This is a genomic window from Cupriavidus yeoncheonensis, from assembly GCF_905397275.1.
In the GTDB taxonomy this organism is placed as follows: Bacteria; Pseudomonadota; Gammaproteobacteria; order Burkholderiales; family Burkholderiaceae; genus Cupriavidus; species Cupriavidus yeoncheonensis.
The window spans coordinates 16,088-35,284 of the sequence record NZ_CAJPUY010000026.1 but is presented as its reverse complement, the minus strand read 5'-3'; the positions used below and the strand labels follow the sequence as shown (position 1 = coordinate 35,284).

At 67.8% G+C, this 19,197-nt stretch carries 18 protein-coding genes; 11 read left to right on the top strand and 7 right to left on the bottom strand.

The annotated features are described in order from the left end of the window. Positions 1–58: 58 nt before the first annotated feature. From KHO22_RS27470 to KHO22_RS27445, 6 genes are all read left to right on the top strand, one after another. The gene (locus KHO22_RS27470) at positions 59–1,147 is read left to right on the top strand and encodes a tartrate dehydrogenase (protein ID WP_211950333.1); all 1,089 of its coding nucleotides are present in this window, start codon (positions 59–61) and stop codon (positions 1,145–1,147) included. 119 nt (positions 1,148–1,266) lie between these two features. Beyond that, positions 1,267–2,622, top strand: a complete 1,356-nt coding sequence (locus KHO22_RS27465; protein WP_211950332.1) for a dicarboxylate/amino acid:cation symporter — start codon at positions 1,267–1,269, stop codon at positions 2,620–2,622. A gap of 1 nt (position 2,623) precedes the next feature. Beyond that, positions 2,624–3,907 (top strand): glycerate kinase type-2 family protein, encoded by a 1,284-nt coding sequence (locus tag KHO22_RS27460; protein WP_230427049.1) that lies wholly within the window; start codon positions 2,624–2,626, stop codon positions 3,905–3,907. A gap of 13 nt (positions 3,908–3,920) precedes the next feature. Next, a complete protein-coding gene (gene pyk / locus KHO22_RS27455; RefSeq protein ID WP_211950331.1) occupies positions 3,921–5,339 on the top strand; it encodes a pyruvate kinase in 1,419 nt (472 codons plus the stop codon). 24 nt (positions 5,340–5,363) lie between these two features. Continuing rightward, a complete protein-coding gene (gene eno / locus KHO22_RS27450) occupies positions 5,364–6,659 on the top strand; it encodes a phosphopyruvate hydratase (protein WP_211950330.1) in 1,296 nt (431 codons plus the stop codon). A 66-nt stretch (positions 6,660–6,725) separates the two neighbouring features. Then, positions 6,726–7,712 carry a tripartite tricarboxylate transporter substrate binding protein gene (locus KHO22_RS27445; RefSeq protein WP_211950329.1) on the top strand — a complete coding sequence of 329 codons (987 nt, stop codon included), beginning with the start codon at positions 6,726–6,728 and terminating at the stop codon, positions 7,710–7,712. An 18-nt stretch (positions 7,713–7,730) separates the two neighbouring features. Here the strand turns inward: KHO22_RS27445 and KHO22_RS27440 are convergent, their stop codons facing one another. From KHO22_RS27440 to KHO22_RS27430, 3 genes are read right to left on the bottom strand one after another with little or no spacing between them, the layout of a single operon-like run. Next, entirely contained in the window at positions 7,731–8,723 is a 993-nt protein-coding gene (locus KHO22_RS27440) for a tripartite tricarboxylate transporter substrate-binding protein (protein WP_211950328.1), read from the bottom strand. A 29-nt stretch (positions 8,724–8,752) separates the two neighbouring features. Then, entirely contained in the window at positions 8,753–10,252 is a 1,500-nt protein-coding gene (locus KHO22_RS27435; protein WP_211950327.1) for a M81 family metallopeptidase, read from the bottom strand. Between the two features lie 34 nt (positions 10,253–10,286). Further along, positions 10,287–11,282, bottom strand: a complete 996-nt coding sequence (locus KHO22_RS27430; RefSeq protein ID WP_211950326.1) for a Bug family tripartite tricarboxylate transporter substrate binding protein — start codon at positions 11,280–11,282, stop codon at positions 10,287–10,289. Between the two features lie 139 nt (positions 11,283–11,421). Here KHO22_RS27430 and KHO22_RS27425 point away from each other — a divergent pair, with 139 nt between their 5' ends. Then, a complete protein-coding gene (locus tag KHO22_RS27425) occupies positions 11,422–12,459 on the top strand; it encodes a LysR family transcriptional regulator (protein ID WP_211950325.1) in 1,038 nt (345 codons plus the stop codon). Between the two features lie 40 nt (positions 12,460–12,499). Here KHO22_RS27425 and KHO22_RS27420 read toward each other — a convergent pair whose 3' ends face one another. Next, positions 12,500–13,399: a LysR family transcriptional regulator gene (locus KHO22_RS27420; RefSeq protein ID WP_211950324.1), complete on the bottom strand. Its 900-nt coding sequence runs from the start codon at positions 13,397–13,399 to the stop codon at positions 12,500–12,502. Between the two features lie 161 nt (positions 13,400–13,560). On the opposite strand from KHO22_RS27420, the gene KHO22_RS27415 reads away from it, so the two are divergent. Then, positions 13,561–14,313: an SDR family oxidoreductase gene (locus KHO22_RS27415; protein WP_211950323.1), complete on the top strand. Its 753-nt coding sequence runs from the start codon at positions 13,561–13,563 to the stop codon at positions 14,311–14,313. Positions 14,314–14,340: 27 nt separating this feature from the next. On the opposite strand, the gene KHO22_RS27410 is transcribed toward KHO22_RS27415, so the two are convergent. Continuing rightward, positions 14,341–14,661, bottom strand: a complete 321-nt coding sequence (locus tag KHO22_RS27410) for a hypothetical protein (protein WP_420839657.1) — start codon at positions 14,659–14,661, stop codon at positions 14,341–14,343. A 401-nt stretch (positions 14,662–15,062) separates the two neighbouring features. Between KHO22_RS27410 and KHO22_RS27405 the strand changes: the two genes are divergently transcribed. From KHO22_RS27405 to KHO22_RS27395, 3 genes are all read left to right on the top strand, one after another. Further along, on the top strand, positions 15,063–16,376 hold the full coding sequence (locus KHO22_RS27405; RefSeq protein ID WP_211950321.1) for an MFS family transporter: 1,314 nt from the start codon (positions 15,063–15,065) through the stop codon (positions 16,374–16,376). 109 nt (positions 16,377–16,485) lie between these two features. After that, on the top strand, positions 16,486–17,424 hold the full coding sequence (locus tag KHO22_RS27400) for a LysR family transcriptional regulator (RefSeq protein WP_211950320.1): 939 nt from the start codon (positions 16,486–16,488) through the stop codon (positions 17,422–17,424). A gap of 87 nt (positions 17,425–17,511) precedes the next feature. Next, a complete protein-coding gene (locus KHO22_RS27395; RefSeq protein WP_211950319.1) occupies positions 17,512–17,985 on the top strand; it encodes an aminoacyl-tRNA deacylase in 474 nt (157 codons plus the stop codon). A 48-nt stretch (positions 17,986–18,033) separates the two neighbouring features. On the opposite strand, the gene csgH is transcribed toward KHO22_RS27395, so the two are convergent. Further along, entirely contained in the window at positions 18,034–18,345 is a 312-nt protein-coding gene (gene csgH, locus KHO22_RS27390) for a curli-like amyloid fiber formation chaperone CsgH (RefSeq protein WP_211950318.1), read from the bottom strand. Between the two features lie 45 nt (positions 18,346–18,390). Continuing rightward, positions 18,391–19,194: an ethanolamine ammonia-lyase subunit EutC gene (gene eutC / locus KHO22_RS27385; protein ID WP_211950317.1), complete on the bottom strand. Its 804-nt coding sequence runs from the start codon at positions 19,192–19,194 to the stop codon at positions 18,391–18,393. Positions 19,195–19,197: the final 3 nt, after the last annotated feature.

Genomic DNA, 19,197 nt, shown 5'->3' with positions numbered 1-19,197 from the left:
GTCTACCGGACAGAATCTCCTCACGCAATTCAGCGGTGATCCCGACAGGAGACGAAAGATGAAGACGTACAAGATCGCAACGATTCCGGGCGATGGCATTGGCAAGGAAGTGGTGCCCGCCGGGCGCGAGGTGATGGAAGCGCTGGCCGCCGCGGGCGCCGGCTTCCGCTTCGAGTTCGAGAACTTCGGCTGGGGCGGCGACTACTACCGCCAGCACGGCGTGATGATGCCGGCGGACGGCCTGGACGCGCTGCGCGACAAGGATGCGATCCTGTTCGGCTCGGCCGGCGACAACCAGATCCCCGACCACATCACGCTCTGGGGCCTGCGCCTGAAGATCTGCCAGGGCTTCGACCAGTACGCCAATGTGCGCCCGACGCGCATCCTGCCCGGCATCGACGCGCCGCTCAAGCGCTGCGCGCCCGAGGACCTGGACTGGGTCATCGTGCGCGAGAACTCCGAAGGCGAATACTCCGGCGTCGGCGGCCGCGTCCACCAGGGCCATCCGATCGAAGCGGCGACCGACGTGTCGATGATGACCCGCGTCGGCGTCGAACGCATCCTGCGCTTCGCGTTCAGGCTTGCGCAAGCGCGTCCGCGCAAGCTGCTGACGGTCATCACCAAGTCCAACGCGCAGCGCCATGCCATGGTGATGTGGGACGAGGTCGCCGTGCAGGTGGCGAAGGATTTCCCGGACGTCACCTGGGACAAGGAACTCGTTGACGCCGCCACCGCGCGCATGGTGAACCGCCCGAAATCGCTCGACACCATCGTCGCCACCAACCTGCACGCCGACATCCTCAGCGACCTCGCCGCCGCGCTCGCGGGCAGCCTTGGCATCGCGCCGACCGGCAATATCGACCCGGAGCGCCGCTACCCGTCCATGTTCGAGCCGATCCACGGCTCGGCGTTCGACATCATGGGCAAGGGCCTGGCCAATCCGGTCGGCACGTTCTGGTCCGTCGTGATGCTGCTCGAACACCTTGGCGAACAGGCCGCCGCGCAGCGCCTGATGGCCGCGATCGAAGCGGTTACCGCCAACCCCGCGCTGCATACCGGCGACCTCGGCGGCAAGGCCCGCACGGCCGACGTCACCAGGGCCGTCTGCGACTACCTGGCATCGGGCCAGCAGGCCAGGGCGGCCTGAGCCCCGCCGCGCCCGGCGCCCGCCGGGCCGCGCCAGGTACGCCTGGCACCGCGGACGCACCCAAGCGCCACCAAGAGCGGGTCCGCACGCGCAATTCGCAGAACCAGCAGGAGACAGCAATGATTCAACGGCTATTGGGAAAGCTGTATGTCCAGGTATTGATCGGCGTGACCGCGGGCATCGTGCTCGGCGTGTGGGCGCCCGATATCGGCAGCAGCCTCAAGCCGCTTGGTGACGTGTTCATCAAGCTGATCAAGATGGTGTTCGCACCGATCATCTTCGCCACCGTAGTGCTGGGCATCGCCCGCATGGAGAACATGAAGGAGCTGGGGCGCGTGGGCGTGCGCGCGCTGCTCTATTTCGAACTGCTGTCCACCTTCGCACTGGCACTCGGCCTCATTGTCGTGAACGTCGTCCAGCCGGGCGCGGGCATGAACGTCGACGCTTCGCACCTCGACGCCAAGGCCATCGCCAGCTACACGCACGCCGCCGCGCAGCCGCACACGTTCATGGAATTCCTGATGAACCTGGTGCCGTCGAGCGTGATCGACGCGCTGGCCCGCAACGACATCCTGCAGATCCTGGTGTTCGCCACGCTGTTTGGTATTGCGCTGTCGCATATCGGCCCACGCGCCAGGCCGGTGGTCGATTTTCTTGACTCCTTCACGCACGGCATCTTCACCGTGGTGGGGATGATCATGCGCCTCGCCCCCATCGCCGCGTTCGGCGCCATGGCCTTCACCGTGGGCAAGTACGGCCTGGGCTCGGTGGTCTCGCTCGGCAAGCTGATGGGCACGATGTACCTCACCTGCTTCCTGTTCGTCGTGCTCGTGCTCGGCGGCGTGGCACGCCTGTCGGGATTCAGCCTGTGGAAGTTCCTCAAGTACATCCGCGACGAGCTGTTCACGGTGCTCGGCACCAGCTCGTCGGAATCTGTGGTGCCGCAACTCATGCGCAAGCTCGAGAACGCCGGCGTGTCCAAGCCGGTCGTCGGCCTCGTGGTGCCGTCCGGCCTGACCTTCAACCCCGATGGCCAGTGCATCTACTACACCATGGCCGCCATCTTCATCGCGCAGGCCACCAACACGCCGCTGACGCTGACCGACCAGCTGGTCGTGCTCGGGGTGCTGCTGCTGACGTCGAAGGGTTCGGCGGGCGTGACCGGGTCCGGCTTCATCACGCTGGCGGCCACGCTGGCCTCGCTTGGCAAGATCCCCGTGGCGGGCATGGTGCTGCTGCTCGGCGTGGACCGCTTCATGTCGGAAGCCCGCGCCATCACCAACACGATCGGCAACGCGGTGGGCACGCTCGCGATTGCACGATGGGTCGGCGCCGTGGACCAGCAGCAGCTTCAGGATGCGCTGGACGGCAAGGTCGCCGATGAAGTGCAGGTCGAGGGCGAGCAACCCGAAGCCACGACGATCGGCACCCGCCTGACCCGCGTCGCCGATGCGCATGCCGGACTCCAGCACTGAGATGACGGGACTGACCATGGATGCCCTGCAGGCCCGTTCTCTGCTCCAGAACATGTTCCGCGCCGCCATCGACGCCGCGCAGCCTTCACTGACACTCGCCGCCCACCTGCCCGAACGGCCTCGCGGCCGCACGCTGGTGATCGGCGCCGGCAAGGCCTCCGCGGCCATGGCCCGCGCCTTCGAGGCAGCGTGGCCGTGGCCGGTCGAAGGACTCGTGGTGACGCGCTACGGCTATGCAGTGCCGTGCGAGCGCATCGAGATCGTCGAAGCGGCGCACCCGGTGCCTGACGCTGCCGGCTTCCAGGCGGCGCGCCGCATGCTGGAAATGGTATCGGGCCTGACCGAGGACGATCTCGTGATCAGCCTGGTGTCGGGCGGCGGCTCCTCGCTGCTGCCGTTGCCGCTGGCGGGCGTGTCGCTGGAGGACAAGCAGGCGATCAGCCGCGCGCTGCTTGCCTGCGGCGCCACCATCACCGAGATGAACTGCGTGCGGCGCCACCTCTCCGCGATCAAGGGCGGCCGGCTCGCGGCAGCATGCCATCCGGCGCGCGTCTGCAACCTGCTGCTGTCGGATGTGCCCGGCGACGATCCGATCGATATCGCCTCGGGCCCGACCGTCGCGGACCCGACCACGCGTGACGACGCCACCGACATCATCCGGCGCTACGGCATCGACGTGCCGCGCCATGTGCTCGACGCACTGGCCGGCGAAGCGGCGGAGACCATCAAGCCGGGCGCCCCGCGCCTGCCGCGCATGCAGACCGCGTTGATTGCCACGCCGCGCCTGGCGCTGCAGGCCGCCGCGCGCGTCGCGCAGGACGCCGGCCTGCCAGTGTTCGTGCTCGGCGATGCCATCGAGGGCGAGGCGCGCGAGGTCGGCAAGGTGCTCGGCGGCATCGCGCTGGAAGTCGCGAACCATGACCAGCCGTTCCCCGCACCATGCGTGCTGCTCTCGGGCGGCGAGACCACCGTGACGGTGCGCGGCAAGGGACGCGGCGGGCGAAACGTCGAGTACCTGCTGTCGCTTGCGCTCACGCTGCGCGGGCAGCCCGGTGTCTATGCCCTTGCGGGCGACACCGACGGCGTGGACGGCCAGGAAGACATTGCCGGCGCCATGATCGCGCCCGACACGCTGCGGCGCGCGTGGCAGCTCGGCATCCGACCGCAGGACGCACTGGCCGCCAATGACGGCCACGGCTTCTTCGAGGCCCTTGGCGACGCCGTCGTCACCGGCCCCACCATGACCAATGTGAACGATTTCCGCGCGATCCTGATTGCGCGCTGACCAGGAGTAAAGCATGAGACGCCATCGCAACGCCAAGATCGTGGCAACACTGGGCCCGGCAAGCTCGACGCCGGAGCAGATCGATGCGCTGTTCGAAGCCGGCGCCGATGTGTTCCGGCTCAATTTCAGCCATGGCAGCCATGAAGACCACAAGCTGCGCCTGGACAGCATCCGCGCCATCGAACGCGAACGCGGCCGCCCGATCGGCGTGCTGCTCGACCTGCAGGGCCCCAAGCTGCGCGTCGGCACCTTCGCCGATGGCCCCGTGCAGCTGGCCGCGCAGGCGCCGTTCCGGCTGGATCTCGACACCGCCCTGCCCGGCTCGCAGACCCGCGTCAGCCTGCCGCACCCCGAAATTTTTGCGGCGCTGCGCGAAGGCACCGAACTGCTGCTCGACGACGGCAAGATCCGCCTGCGCGTGGACCAGTGCGGCGCCGACTTCGCGCAGACCACGATCATCAACGGCGGCGCGCTGTCCGACCGCAAGGGCGTGAACGTGCCCGGCGTGGTGCTGCCGCTGTCGGCGATGACCGAGAAGGACCGGCGCGACCTGGACTTCGGCCTGACGCTCGGCATCGACTGGATCGCGCTGTCGTTCGTGCAGCGCCCCGAGGACATCCGGGAGATCAAGGAGATCGTCCAGGGCCGCGCGGGCATCGTCGCCAAGCTGGAGAAGCCCGCGGCGATCCAAAGTCTGGAAGACATCGTCGCCGAAGCGGATGCCGTGATGGTCGCGCGCGGCGACCTGGGTGTGGAGATGCCTGCGGAACTGGTGCCCTCGCTGCAGAAGCAGATCGTGCGCGCCTGCCGCAAGGCCGGCAAGCCGGTGATCGTGGCGACGCAGATGCTTGAATCGATGATCTCCGCGCCGGTGCCGACGCGCGCCGAAGCGTCGGACGTAGCGACCGCGGTCTACGACGGCGCCGATGCCGTGATGCTGTCGGCGGAATCGGCTTCCGGCCGCTACCCGGTCGAAGCCGTGACCATGATGGACAGCATCATCACGCGCACGGAATCGGACCCGCTATACCACGACGCCATCCAGGCTTCGCACACCCCGCCGCGCGCCGAGGCCGCCGATGCGATCGGCTACGCCATCCGCCATGTCGCGGGACTGCTCAAGGTGCCGGCGACGGTGGCCTACACCAGCTCGGGCTACTCGGCCCTGCGCATGGCGCGCGAGCGCCCCGAAGTGCCGATCCTCGGCATGACGCCGCGCGTGGCCACAGCCCGGCGGCTGGCGCTGGCCTGGGGCGTGCATGCCGTGCTGTGCCACGAAGTGCTGGACGTGCTGGAGATGACCGAGCTTGCCAGCCGCACCGTGCTGCAGGAGCGCTTCGGGCAGCGTGGCGAGTCGATCGTCATCTCGGCGGGACTGCCTTTCACGGTCGCGGGGACCACCAACCTGCTGCGCATTGCACAGGTTCAGTAAGCAGAAATTCGACAGGACAAGGACATGTCAACGATCCAGGAAGTGCGGGGCTACGAGATCCTCGATTCGCGCGGCAATCCGACCGTCGCCGCCCAGGTGGTACTCGCCGATGGCTCGACCGGCTTCGCCGCCGCGCCATCGGGCGCCTCGACCGGCTCGCGCGAAGCGATCGAACTGCGCGACGGCGACCGCACGCGCTACTTCGGCAAGGGCGTGCGCAAGGCGGTCGGGCATATCAACGCCGATATCGGCAGCACGGTGGCCGGCATGTCGGCCGCGCACCAGGCCGAGCTGGACGCCTGCCTGATCCGGCTGGACGGCACGCCCGACAAGTCCCGGCTTGGCGCCAACGCCCTGCTGGCCGTGTCGCTCGCCAGCGCACGCGCCGCCGCCGCATCGGCCGGCGTGCCGCTCTACCGCAGCATCGGCAACGGCGGCAACAGCGAACGCGCGACGCGCCTGCCGCTGCCCATGATGAACATCATCAACGGCGGCGCGCACGCGGACAACAGCGTCGACATGCAGGAGTTCATGATCCTGCCGGTCGGCGCCGCGACGTTCTCCGAGGCCATCCGCTGGGGCGCGGAGGTCTTCCATACGCTCAAGTCCGTGCTGAAGCAGCGCGGCCTGTCCACCGCCGTGGGCGACGAAGGCGGCTTCGCGCCGGACCTGAGCAGCAACGAGCAGGCGCTGGAAGTGATCATGCTCGCGATCGAAGCTGCCGGCTTCAAACCCGGGCGCGACATTGCGCTGGGCCTGGACGTGGCCAGTTCCGAGTTCTACCGCGACGGCTTCTACGAACTGCGCTCGGAAGGCCGCGCCTACGACGCCGGCGATTTTGTGAACCTGCTCGCCAAATGGACGCGCCAGTACCCGATCGTCACGATCGAGGACGGCATGGCCGAAGGCGACTGGATGGGCTGGAAGCTGCTGACCAGCAAGCTGGGCGCGCAGGTGCAGCTCGTCGGTGACGATCTCTTCGTCACCAACACGGCGATCCTGCAGGAAGGGATCGAGCGCGGCGCGGCCAACGCCATCCTGATCAAGCCGAACCAGATCGGCACGCTGACCGAGACGCTGGATGCGATCGCCCTCGCCGAGCGGGCCGGCTATGCCTCGGTGATCTCGCACCGCTCCGGCGAGACCGAAGACACCACCATCGCCGACCTGAGCGTCTGCACGGCCGCCACGCAGATCAAGACCGGCTCGCTGAGCCGCTCGGATCGCGTCGCCAAGTACAACCGGCTCCTGTACATCGAGGCCGAGCTGGGCTGCGCGGCGACGTACGCCGGCCGCGCCGCGCTGTCGGTGCCGGCCTGACCCGCCATCCCGCGGAACCGCCTTACCCAAAAGCAGAACCATAACCATCACAACAGGAGACAGCCAATGCGCACTTCCTTTGCTTTGCGGAACATCCTTCGCCTTTCGCTGCTGACCGCCGGACTCGCCGCGTCTTCGGCCGCGCTGGCGCAGGAATGGCCGGCGCGGCCGATCAGCCTGGTGGTGCCGTTCCCGTCCGGCGGCACCACCGACGTGCTGGCGCGCGCGCTCGGGGACCAGTTGTCGAAGAACCTCGGGCAACCGGTCATCGTCGAGAACCGGCCCGGCGCCGGCGCGACGGTTGGCGCGGACTACGTGGCCAAGGCGAAGCCCGATGGCTACACGCTGCTGATGGGCGCGGTGCACCACACCATCGCGACCAGTGTCTACAGGAAGCTTCCCTACAGCTTCCAGAAGGACCTGGCACCGATTGCAACGGTGGCGATGGTACCGAACGTGCTCGTCATCAACGCCGCCAGGACACCGGCGAAGAACGTCGCGGAACTGGTCACGCTGGCGAAGAAGGCGTCCACGGAATTCGCGTATGGCTCCAACGGCAACGGCACGGCGCAGCACCTGATCGGCACGCAGTTCCAGGCGGTGACGGGCGCGCCGCTGCTGCACGTGCCTTACAAGGGCAGCGGTCCGCTGACGACGGACCTGCTGGGCGGACAGGTCACGATGTCGTTCGATACGCTGACCACCGTCCTGCCACACATCAAGGCCGGCAAGCTGAAGGCCCTGGCGGTGACGACGGCAAGGCGATCCAGCGTGCTGCCCGAGGTACCGACGCTCGAAGAATCCGGCCTGAAGGGCTTTGATATCGGCACGTGGTTCGGCGTGCTGGCGCCCGCGGCCACGCCCAGGCCGATCGTGTCCAGGCTCAGCGCCGAGATCGGGAAGATCGTGAAGTCGCAGGACTTCCAGCAGCGCATGCTGGCCGCTGGCGCGGAGCCCATGGCGGGCACCGCCGACGAGTTTGCGAAGCGCATCAATGATGAAACGGCCAGGTTCGCGAAGCTGGTGAAGGATGGGAAGGTGACCATCGAGTAGTCACCGCCGATCGCGGCATCAGTCGCTGGCCGTGAAGCCCGACGCCTCCACCACGGGCTTCCACTGCGCACGCTGGTCGCGGATCATCCTGCGCAGCGTGGCCGCCGGCTGGCCGTTCATCTCCATGCCCAGGGCCGCCATCTTGTCGCGGACATCGGTCGACCGGATCGCATCGAGCAGCGCCTTTTCGAGTTGCGCAACCGTAGCCGGCGGCGTGCCCGCCGGGACGAAGGCCGAGTACCAGCCGGACGCCGATTCAAAGCCCGGCGCGCCAGCTTCCGCGAGCGTCGGCACATCCGGCAGCAGCGACGTGCGCTTCGTGCCCGTGACACCCAGGAAACGGATCTTGCCGGCGCGGTACAGCTCCATCTGGCCGGCCACGGCATCGATGCCGAGCGGCAGCGTGCCGCCGATCTCGTCGGTCAGCATCATCACCGCGCCCCGATAGGCGGTCGGCAACAGCGGCACGCCGATTTCCTTGCCCAGCGTCAGCACACCGAAGTGAATGGTGCCGCCAAGCGTGACCAGCCCGACTCCGCCCCTGGCCGGCTGGCGCTTCACCCACGCCAGGTATTCCTGCATGGTGCGATAGGGCTGGCCCGTCCCCGTCGAGGCGATCAGCGGCACGTCCGCCAGATACGCAACCGGCACGAGATCCTTGTCGGGATCGTAGGGCAGTTGCCTGTAGGTCAGCGGAAAGATGGTGAACGGCGGCGCGGGCGAGATCAGGATGGTCTTGCCATCGGGGTGCGCGCGTCTGACCGTGTCCAGCGCCAGGCGTGCCGAGGCGCCCGGCCGGTTCTCGACCAGCACCGGCGTGTTCAGCGACACGCGCAGCTTCTCCGCCAGCGTGCGCGCGAAGATGTCGAGCGCGCCGCCGGCCGCGAAGCCGACCACGATGCGCGTGGGCGTATCGCCGCCCGCTGCCACGGCGGCATCGGGAACGGCGCTGACGCCGAGGGCCAGGCTCAGGGCAGCCGCCAGGCGCTTCAGGACGATTCGGAACGGCATATTGGCTCCTGTGTGCGGATCGCGGTCGCTCACGCGGCCTGCAGCGTGGTATCGGCTTCGAGCGGATAGATCGGGCGCCGCAGGTTGCGGAACGGGAACAGGCTGTAGTCCGAACTGCAGACACCGGGGCCCGCCACCAGCACGATGTCCTTCGCAATCGGCTCGAATCCCGCGCGGAAGTGCTGGCGCGACTTGATCAGCACGTACTTGCGGCGCGACAGGTCGATGCCCGCGTGCGTGAACACGCCCGTATCGAACGGCTCCTGCGGCTTCTCGCAGACCACTACCAGCGTGCCGCCCACGTCCAGCACGACGGTGCGGCCCAGGCTCAGCTTCATGCCGGTGAACATCGGCCCGGTCACCTGGTAGTGGCCATCGGTAATGCACTGGACCCGGCCGGTCAGCGTCAGCGGGCGGCCCTTCAGGCCCAGCGCGGGCATATCGGTCTTGCCGCCGACATCGAGCGTCACGGTGCTGCCGACGCCGGCTTCGATCAGGTGCGCGACCGCGGCCGGGTCCCAGAACGGCCCCGCCACTACGCCCTCCAGCTCCTGCCGCAGCACTTCGGCCAGCACCGTCATCTCGTCGGTCGGGCCACCGGCGCCGCAGTTGTCGCCGTGGTCGACCAGGATAACGGGTCCCGCCTCGGCGGCACGCGCACGCGCGATCGATGACTCCATCGGCTCGATCGGGAACACGAAATCGGCGCGGCGCTCCCACGCCATTCCGCACAGGTCGTCTAGCAGCCGGCGGCCGGCATCGGCACGGTCGGCATCGGCGACGATCACGACGGTCAGCCCCGTATGCGGAATGTCGGCCAGCGGGAAGCCCCCGAACACCGACGCGTTCAGCACCTCGCCGTCGCGCTCGGCGGCCATGGCGCGGTCCATGATGTCCTTCATCGGCTGCTCGCGCGGCGTCTGGCGCAGCATGTGCGTGAGCATCGGCAGCGTGCGCCACAGCATGACCGGACGGGCCTCGCCGCGCAGCGCGGCCATCAGCGTGCGCGCGGCGCGCGCACCGGTCTCGTAGACATCGACGTGCGGATAGGTGCAGTAGCCCGCGATCACCGTGGCGTTGTCGATCAGCGCCGCGCTGAAGTTCGCGTGGAAGTCGAGCGAGACCGCAATGGGCACATCCGGGGCAACGGCACGGATGCGCGCCAGCAGTTCGCCTTCGGCATCGGCATAGCCTTCGGCCACCATCGCGCCGTGCAGGTCGAGCATCACCGCATCGCAGCCCTCGCGCACCGCGTCGACAATGGTCGCCGCCATCGACTCGAACGCCTCGGCCGTGACCACGCCGCTGGGCACGGCGTTGGCCATCAGCGGCATCACGAACGTATCGCCCTGGCCTTCGACCAGGTCCATGAAGGCGGCCGCGGCGCTGTTGGTGCCACGGCAGGCGCGCACTGCGTCCTCGCCGTGCAAGGGGCCATCGGTGCTGCCGCGGTTGAACGCGTGCAGCGGTGTCGGGATCGGCGAGAAGGTGTTGGTTTCATGCCGCATCAGGGCAATGACAAAACGCATGGCTTGGACTCCGGTTCAGGGCGTGGCGGCGGTTTCAGTTGGCTTCGAGGTCGACGTTGCGCGCGATCGCGCCATAGCGCAGCGTCTCCGCGTGCAGGAAGCGGCGGCTTTCAGCCGGCGGCGTCAGCACGGACTCAAACGCCAGCGTCTGCAGGCGCGCCTGGAAATCCGGCTCCTGGACACTGGCCTTCACTTCCTTGTAGAGGCGGTCGATGGTCTCGGGCGGCGTGCCTGCCCTGACCACGAGGGACAGGTTGGCGCCGATCAGCAGGCCGTCCCTGCTCTCGGGCTTCTGCAGCTCAAGGTTGGGGAACTGCGCCACGGGCTTGCCCTGCAACGCGGCCAGCGGCCGGGCCTTGCCGTCGCTGACATAGTTCACGGAAGAACCGATCACGTCGACATGCGCATAGGTCTGGCCCCCGATCAGGTCCGCCATGGCCGGTGGCGAGCCGCGGTAAGGCACGATGGTGAAGTCCAGCCCGTTTTGGCGCTTCCACTCCGCCAGCGCAAGATGCGCGGCGCCGCCGACCGTATTGATGCTGATCGACACCTTGCCCGGATGCTTGCGGATATACGCCGTCAGCTCGGCCAGGTTGGTCTCCTTGCGGTCCGTGCGCGTGATGATCCAGTGCGGCACGGTATTCAGGACCGTGACCGGCGTGAAATCGGTGTCCGGGCGGTAACGCAGGCCCTTGATCGTGTGCGGATTGATATTGAGCGTGCCGTCGCTCGCGAGCAGCAGCGTGTTGCCGTCGGCCTTTTCCTTGAGCACGGACAGCGCGCCCGGCACCGTGGCGCCGCCGGCGATGTTCTCCACCACCACGGGCTGGCCAAGGCGCGGTTCGAGCTTGCGCGCCAGCGTGCGGCCGATGATGTCGTAGGAACCGCCGGCCGGGAACGGCACCACCAGGCGCAAGGGCCGGTCGGGCCATGCAGCGCCGGCGGCTGCACCGGCATACGTCACCGCCAGCAGGGCCGCGCAGGCGAAAGCACCACGAAGCAGGGCGGGAAGTCGGGTCGTGCGGGTCATCTGTCTCCTTCCGAGGTCCGGGTGCCTCGTCTTGTTGGTTTCGGACCCGGCCGACTATAGGGCATCGCTTCTTGCACAAAAAGCGAATTAAAATGTCGTCAAGTTGAGTAAATGGTTAACTTCCGCCGAAAGCCACGCTATGTCCTCCATCCCCGCTGCCGATCCGCTCGAATCCGCCGGCTTTCCGCTGGGCCGCCTGAAGCTGCGGCACCTGCGCGTGATCGTGGCGCTGGGCGAGATGCAGACCGCGGCAGCGGTGGCCGCGCGGTTCCATGTGAGTCCGGCCGCGGTGTCGAAAACGCTTGCGGAGATCGGGGACATCGTCGGCATGGCGCTGTTCGTGCGCGGGCGCCGCGGACTGGAGCTGACGGAACCGGGCCGCGAGATGGCTGCCCATGCGCAAGTGCTGCTCGCGCAGCTCGAACGCCTGGCCGAATCCATGCAGGCCGTGCGCGCGGGCAACCAGGGCGAATTGCGGGTGGCGTTCCGGACCATGTCGGTGCAGCCGTTCCTGGCGCAGGCCATGAGCGACTTCTATCGCGACAACCCGCGCGTGGAGATCAGCGTGATCGAAGGCGGCATCGGCGAACTGGCCGAGCAGCTGCTGCACGGCTCGCTGGACCTGCTGTTCGCGTACGGCGATCCGCGCCTGTCGCAGGCCGCGCTGCGCAGCACGCCCGTGGTGCCGGCGCAGAAGGTGGTCGTCGTCGCCAGCCCGGATCACCCGCTGCTGGCGCGCCGCAAGCTCACGGCGGAGGCCTTGTCCGAGCAGCAATGGTGCATCCCCGCCACCGGCTCGCGCATGCTTCATCTGTTGCAGACGGCCTTCCACGGGCTCGGGGCACAAGCGCCGTCACGCGGCATTCGTACCAGCGATGTGGCGGCCACGGCCAGCCTGATGCAGACCGGGCACTACCTGTCGGTATTTCCCGAACGCATCGCGGCGCAACTGACCTCGGCCAAGGTGGCCCGGGTGCTTCGCTTCGAGCTGGACGCCCGCGTCGAGCCAGTGGTGGCCGTATGGAATGGCGAGATCACGTCACGCAGCGCCGCGCGGCGCTTTCGCGAATTCGTGCTGCAGCGGGTCGCGCAGGATGGCCTGAGGGATGCCAGGCCACTTCTGGCAGCCCGCGCGGTGGCCGCGGCGGGACGGGTGCCGCGCAGCCTGAAAGACTGAGGATGCCGCGCGGCATTGGCGCATCGGCACGGAGCCACCGCTAGCCGAACACCTCCGCATACACCTGGCTGACCCAGTCAACGAAGACCCGCACGCGCGGCGACAGTTGCCGGTGGTATGGGTAGAGCACCGACACCGGCAGGTCCGGGCATGGCCAGCCGGCCAGCACCTGCACCAGCCGGCCCGCATCGAGATGGGGCTGCACGCGGAAACGCGGCACCTGGATCAGGCCGCAGCCTGACAGCGCGCACACCGTGTAGTTCTCGGCGTCGTTGACCGATACCTCGCTCTCGAGCTTGTACTCGGTGACCGTGCCGTCCACCGTCAGCGTCAGCGGGTAGCGCACATCGTGGCTCGCCGAAAAGAAGCCGACGGACCGATGCGCGGCGAGTTCGTCCGGATGGCGCGGCGTGCCGAAGCGCGCCAGGTAGTCCGGACTGGCGCAGATCACCTCCGGCATCAGCGCGAGCCGCTTCACCACCAGCGAGGAATCGCGCGGCTGGCCCGCGCGCACGACGCAGTCGATGCCTTCCCGCACGAGATCGACCAGCCGGTCGCCGGAGCTGATCACCAGTTCGATCTGCGTATAGCGCTGCCGGAACAGCGCGATGCGCGGCAGGATGATCTCGCGCGCATGCACGCCGTGCAGATCCAGCCGCAGCGTACCGCGCGGATTGGCCGTCGACGTGCTCAGCGCGGCCTCGGCATCTTCGAGTTCGGCCAGGATGCGGCGGCAACGCTCGTAGAACGCCTGGCCGTCGGCCGTCGGCCGCACCTGGCGCGTGGTGCGCTCCAGCAGCCGCGCGCCCAGCGAGGCTTCCATTTCCTTGATCGCGTGGGTGGCCGTTGCGCGCGGGACGTCGAGTGCGCCGGCCGCGCGCGTGAAGCTGCCCAGTTCGACGATGCGGGTGAACAGGCGCAAGGTGTCGAGTCGGTCCATGGAGTATCAATCCGCACAAATGGTCGTTATCGCGCCGGATTGTTGGCCCATGCTGAAAAATCATTTCGCTTTCAGGCCATTTATCCAACGGGCATCAACGCCCATGATAGCTCCATCGAAACCGCACGGGGACACACCCCGGGCCCCCACGGAGACCCATCATGGATGCAATCATTTCCACCAGCGCCCGCAAGGCGGCCATCGTCACCGGCGCTTCGCGCGGCATCGGGCGCGCCATTGCGCTGCGCCTGGCCGCCGACGGCTTTGACGTCGCAGTCGGCTATGCCGGCAATACCGCCCAGGCGGAGGCCACCGTCGCCGCCATCCGCGAGGCCGGCGGCAATGCCATCGCCGTGCAGGCCGACGTAGCGCGGCCCGAAGACGTGACGCGCATGTTCGACGCCGCGCAGGCAGCCTTCGGCCGTGTCGACGTGGTGGTCAACTGCGCCGGCGTGCTGCCCGTGGCAACGATCTCGGAGGAGAACCTCGAAGCGTTCGACCGCGTGGTTGCCACCAACCTGCGCGGTACATTCCTGGTGTTGTCGCAGGCGGCAGGCCGGCTGGGCGCGGGCGGCCGCATCATTGCGCTGTCGACCAGCGTGATTGCGCGCTCGTTCCCTGGCTACGGCCCGTATATCGCTTCCAAGGCCGGCGTGGAGGGACTGGTGCGCGTGCTGGCCAACGAGTTGCGCGGGCGCAATATCACGGTGAATGCCGTGGCGCCGGGCCCGGTGGCGACGGAGTTGTTCATGGAAGGCAAGAGCCAGGCGCAGATCGAGCAGATGGCGAAGCTGCCGCCGCTGGAACGGCTCGGCATGCCGGAAGACATCGCCGCCGTCGTGTCGTTCCTGGCCGGGCCCGATGCGGGATGGGTCAATGCGCAGGTGTTGCGGGCGAATGGCGGGTTCGCGTGAGCCGGGCCCCGTCACCGCGACAAGCCGCTATTCACAACGCTCGCGTGACAGGGACTCCCGCGTATAACCATGCCGCACGCGCAACTGATGCTCGACCGCATCGGCCTGGTCCAGGCACGCGAACATGACATCGTCCTTGACGCGTTGCGGCACGCCTTTGAGCCGCGGTGCCTCGTAGGAAATGCGGCGCGCGCGGCAGCGCAGGAACAACAGGGTCTCGGTCGTGGCGGCGGCCAACTGCTCCTGGTCGATGCGCTTGCATTCGACCAGGTCCTGTGCCCACGATGGCTCGGTTGACACGAGCAGCATCAGGCACAGCCACTTGCGCAGGGAATGGGGCATCGGCATGGGAGTCGGGGACGCTCAGGCACTCATCATTGTCCACCGGCACGCGCGTTTCAAGCCGTCTGGCATGGTTGACCAGAGGCGCACCGGCGAGACAGTGTGTCCAGCGGACTGGACAATGGCCCGCAAGCCCAGCCGCCACGTAACGAATGTTGCAACGCAATAGATTCCTGCACCGTGCCGGGGTGTGCAGCGCCCGCTGATCGGGGTAGGCTTTCAGCCATCAACGCGCCGCAGTGTGCGCGGATTCACGCCAGCCAGTACGGGCCAGACGCCCATCCTCCCGCAGCCGCCCCACCCCGGAACCTGGCGGCGTTCCAACCGGCGCGAGCCCCCCTGCGGCCCTGCTGATCGCGGCCAGCGCCCCCGTGCACCGCCGCGCGCCCCTGACTGCAAAGACAACAATGACCGATCTCACAGCCAACTCCAACCAGGCCGCCGCGCCCTCGGCCGAAGAGGTGCGCAAGCGCGTCTTCGCCATCGTTGCCGCCTCTTCAGGCAACCTCGTCGAATGGTTCGACTTCTACGTCTACGCTTTCTGCGCCATTTACTTCGCGCCCTCGTTCTTCCCCAAGGCCGACCCGACCGCGCAGCTGCTGAACACCGCGGGCGTGTTCGCGGCCGGCTTCCTGATGCGTCCGATCGGCGGCTGGGTATTCGGCACCATTGCCGACCGCCATGGCCGCAAGAACTCCATGCTGATCTCGGTGCTGATGATGTGCTTCGGCTCGCTGCTGATCGCCTGCCTGCCGACCTATGACAGCATCGGCAACTGGGCGCCGGCGCTGCTGCTGCTCGCTCGCCTGATACAGGGTCTTTCGGTCGGCGGGGAGTACGGCACCACGGCCACGTATATGAGCGAGGTAGCCTTGCGCGGACGGCGCGGCTTCTTCTCGTCGTTCCAGTACGTCACGCTGATCGGCGGCCAGCTGCTGGCCGTGCTGGTCGTGGTGATCCTGCAGCAGCTGCTCGATGAAGCGGAACTCAAGGCCTGGGGCTGGCGCATTCCGTTCGTGGTCGGCGCGATCACGGCGGTAGTGGCACTGTTCCTGCGCCGCACGCTGCACGAGACCTCGTCCGCCGCCACCCGTGGCAGCAAGGAAGCCGGCAGCGTGGCGGAGATCTTCCGCCACCACAAGGCCGCCTTCTTCACGGTGCTGGGCTACACCGCCGGCGGCTCGCTGATCTTCTACACCTTCACCACGTACATGCAGAAGTACCTGGTCAACACGGCCGGCATGTCGATCAAGACCGCCAGCTATGTGATGACCGGATGCCTGTTCCTGTACATGTGCATGCAGCCCGTGTTCGGCGCGTTGTCCGACCGCATCGGCCGTCGCAACAATATGCTGCTGTTCGGCGCGCTGGGCACGCTCGCCACGGTGCCGATCCTGACCGCGCTGCGCACGGTGTCGAGCCCCGAGCTGGCGTTCGTGCTGATCGCCGTGGCGCTGGCCATCGTCAGCTTCTATACGTCGATCAGCGGCATCGTGAAGGCGGAGATGTTCCCCGCCGAAGTCCGGGCGCTGGGCGTCGGCCTGGCCTATGCCATCGCCAACGCGGCGTTCGGCGGCTCGGCCGAATACGTGGCGCTCGGGCTGAAGTCCGTCGGCCACGAAACGGTGTTCTACTGGTATGTCACCGGCATGATGGTGATTGCGTTCCTGGTCAGCCTGCGCCTGCCGCGCCAGGCCAAATACCTGCATCACGATCACTGAACGCGGCAGCGGCGGCGGGTGCCGCCGGCTGCGCGTGGCAATATACGGGTGCGGATGCTGCCGCCGGCAGCCCGCGCCCTGAACCGCCCGTCCCCCTCTTCCCGCACCCATGGATCTCAACGCCCTGCGCCTGTTCGTCGACATCGTCGATGCCGGCAACCTCAGCGCCGCCGCGCGCAAGCTCAAGATGACGCGGGCCAATGTCAGCTACCACCTGAAGGCGCTGGAAGAAGAGCTTGGCGTCCAGTTGCTGCGACGGACCACGCGGCACGTCGAACCCACGCCCGTGGGCGCCGGGCTCTATGAGCACGGGCGCAATATCCTGGGCGAGGTCGCCGCGGCCAATGCGCTCATCAGCAATATGGGCAAGAGCATGCAGGGCCATGTGCGCCTGTCGGTGCCGACCGGCCTCGGGCATACCATGCTGTCGCCGCTGCTGGTGCAGTTCAAGCAGCGCTATCCCGACATCCAGCTCGACGTGGTGTTCGACAACCGCGTGCACAACCTGGTATCGGAAGACGTCGACGTGGCCTTGCGCATCATCTCCACGCCGCCCGATTCGGTCGTGGCGACGGAGATCGGCGAAGTCGACTGGGTGGTCTGCGGCGCACCGGCCTACCTGGCCGCGCATCCCGCGCCGCGGGTGCTGGCGGAGCTGGACGGACATGCCGTGGTGTGTGCGTCACCGGTCGGCCAGAAGCTCAAGGTATCCGGCACGCCACCGCAGGGCGGCGCGGCGCGCGAGCAGGTGGTGCTGGAGCCCACGCTGAGCTCCGACAACTTCGCATTCCTGAAGGAAGGGGTGATGGCCGGGCTGGGCATTGGCCTCTTCCCGATCTACGCCATCAGCGACGAACTCGCCAGCGGCACGCTCACGTCGCTGCTGGACGGCTATCGCATCAGTGTGTTCGGCAGCCGGCTTTATATGCTGACCATGCCCAACCGCTACCAGACGCTGGCCACGCGCTGCCTGCTGACCTTCCTGAAGACCGAACTCCAGGCCGTGTGGCCGCGGCTGCACGATACCCCCGCGCCACGCCAGGCCTGACCCCACGGTCTATAGTAGGTACACAAGGAAAACCCTTGATCCCGCCGGTGCCACGCGGTACCGGCCTTCGCATCCAGAGGAGCAATCATGGCCCTGGCAAGCACGCTGGCTCGCTGCATGAGCAGCAAGAATACGCAGTACGACATCGTCCATCACCCCTATACCCTCAGCAGCATGGCCACTGCCGAGGCTGCGCACGTACCCGGAGACCGCCTGGCCAAGACCCTGCTGCTGGAAGACGAGAACGGCTATGTCGCCGCCGTGATCCCGTCGAACCATCACCTGCACATGGCCGCACTGTGTGAGCAGACCGGCCGCAAGCTGGTGCTGGCCCATGAAGACGAGATTCGCGAGGTCTTCAAGGACTGCGACCTCGGGGCGATTCCGCCCGTGGCCATGGCGTATGGCATGCAGACCTATGTCGACGACAGCCTGATGAAACACCCCGACGTCTACTTCGAGGCGGGCGACCACCAGGAACTGGTGCACATGAGCATGGACCAGTTCTCGAAGCTGATGTCGGATGCCGAACCGGGGCACTTCTCGCGGCGCATGATGTAGCCGCGACCCTCGCCAAACGGGCAACGGCCGGCCATGCGCCGGCCGTATTCATTTTGCGCTGCAGTCGAGCGTGTAGCGGGCGACCACCACGTTGCCTTCGCGCAGCGTCAGTCCCACTTCGCACTTGCCGCCCGGCACCGGCGTCACCGCCATGGAAGACACCTGGCTGGGCTGGTTCTGCCGCACGTGCACCGTGCCGCTCTGCGCGACGGCCGACGAGCTGCCCTGCCCGCTGCTGCGCAGCCGGATGTCGTACTGCAGGTCCGCCTCGCGGGCCGCGCTGACATAGGCGGCGATCATCGTCACGCCGTTGGCGGCGTGCGATTCCAGCCAGGCCTGCAGGTTGATTTCGGCTTGCATATCGGTCTCCGTGTCATGACGTGACTGATGACGTGACTGCGGCGCTCAGCCATGCTGGAGCGTGTCGCCCTTGCCGTCCGCATCGCCCGGCAGCGCATGCGCGCTGTCATCCTTGAGCGCCACGCCAGAGCAGCCAAGGGCGGCCGCGCCGCGCAGCAGGAATACCAGCCGGTCGGCCGCCTGCGCATAGGACAGCCCTTCGGCGCGCACATTGGAGATGCAGTTGCGCTCCGCGTCCGTGCGGCCGACGCGCGGCGCATAGGTCAGGTAGATACCCAGGCTGTCGGGCGAACTCAGCCCCGGCCGTTCGCCGATCAGCATCACCACCTGGCGCGCGCCGATCGACTCGCCCACTTCATCGCCAAGCGCCACGCGTGATTGCTCGGCGATCACGACCGGCGCCACGGCCCAGTCCTGCGGCAACCGTTCGCGCACGGCGCACAGCAGCGGCACGCCGTGGCGCTGCGCGGCCAGCGCGGACAGGCCGTCGGCAATCACGAAGACCACATCGGGCACCGGATCGGCATGTGCCTGCGCCAGGCGCGCGCGGCTGGCCTCATCGAGCCTGCGGCCCAGGTCCGGGCGGCGCAGGTAATGCGCGCGGTCCGGCGCCGCGCTGTGGACGAACACGCTGGCAAACCCGGCCTGGCCGAGCGCGGTTTCGACGGCCACACGGTCCAGCGGCAAGTGCACCGCATCGCGCGCCTGCGCATGGGCCAGCCCGAACGCCAGTACGGTGTCGGTCGTCTGGCTGTGCCCGGCGCGGCCGAGCGCAATGCGCGCGCGCGTGAACTGGCGCAACTGCTGCCAGGGGTTGTGCTGCGTGACGGTGGACGGCGGCCTGGTCATGGC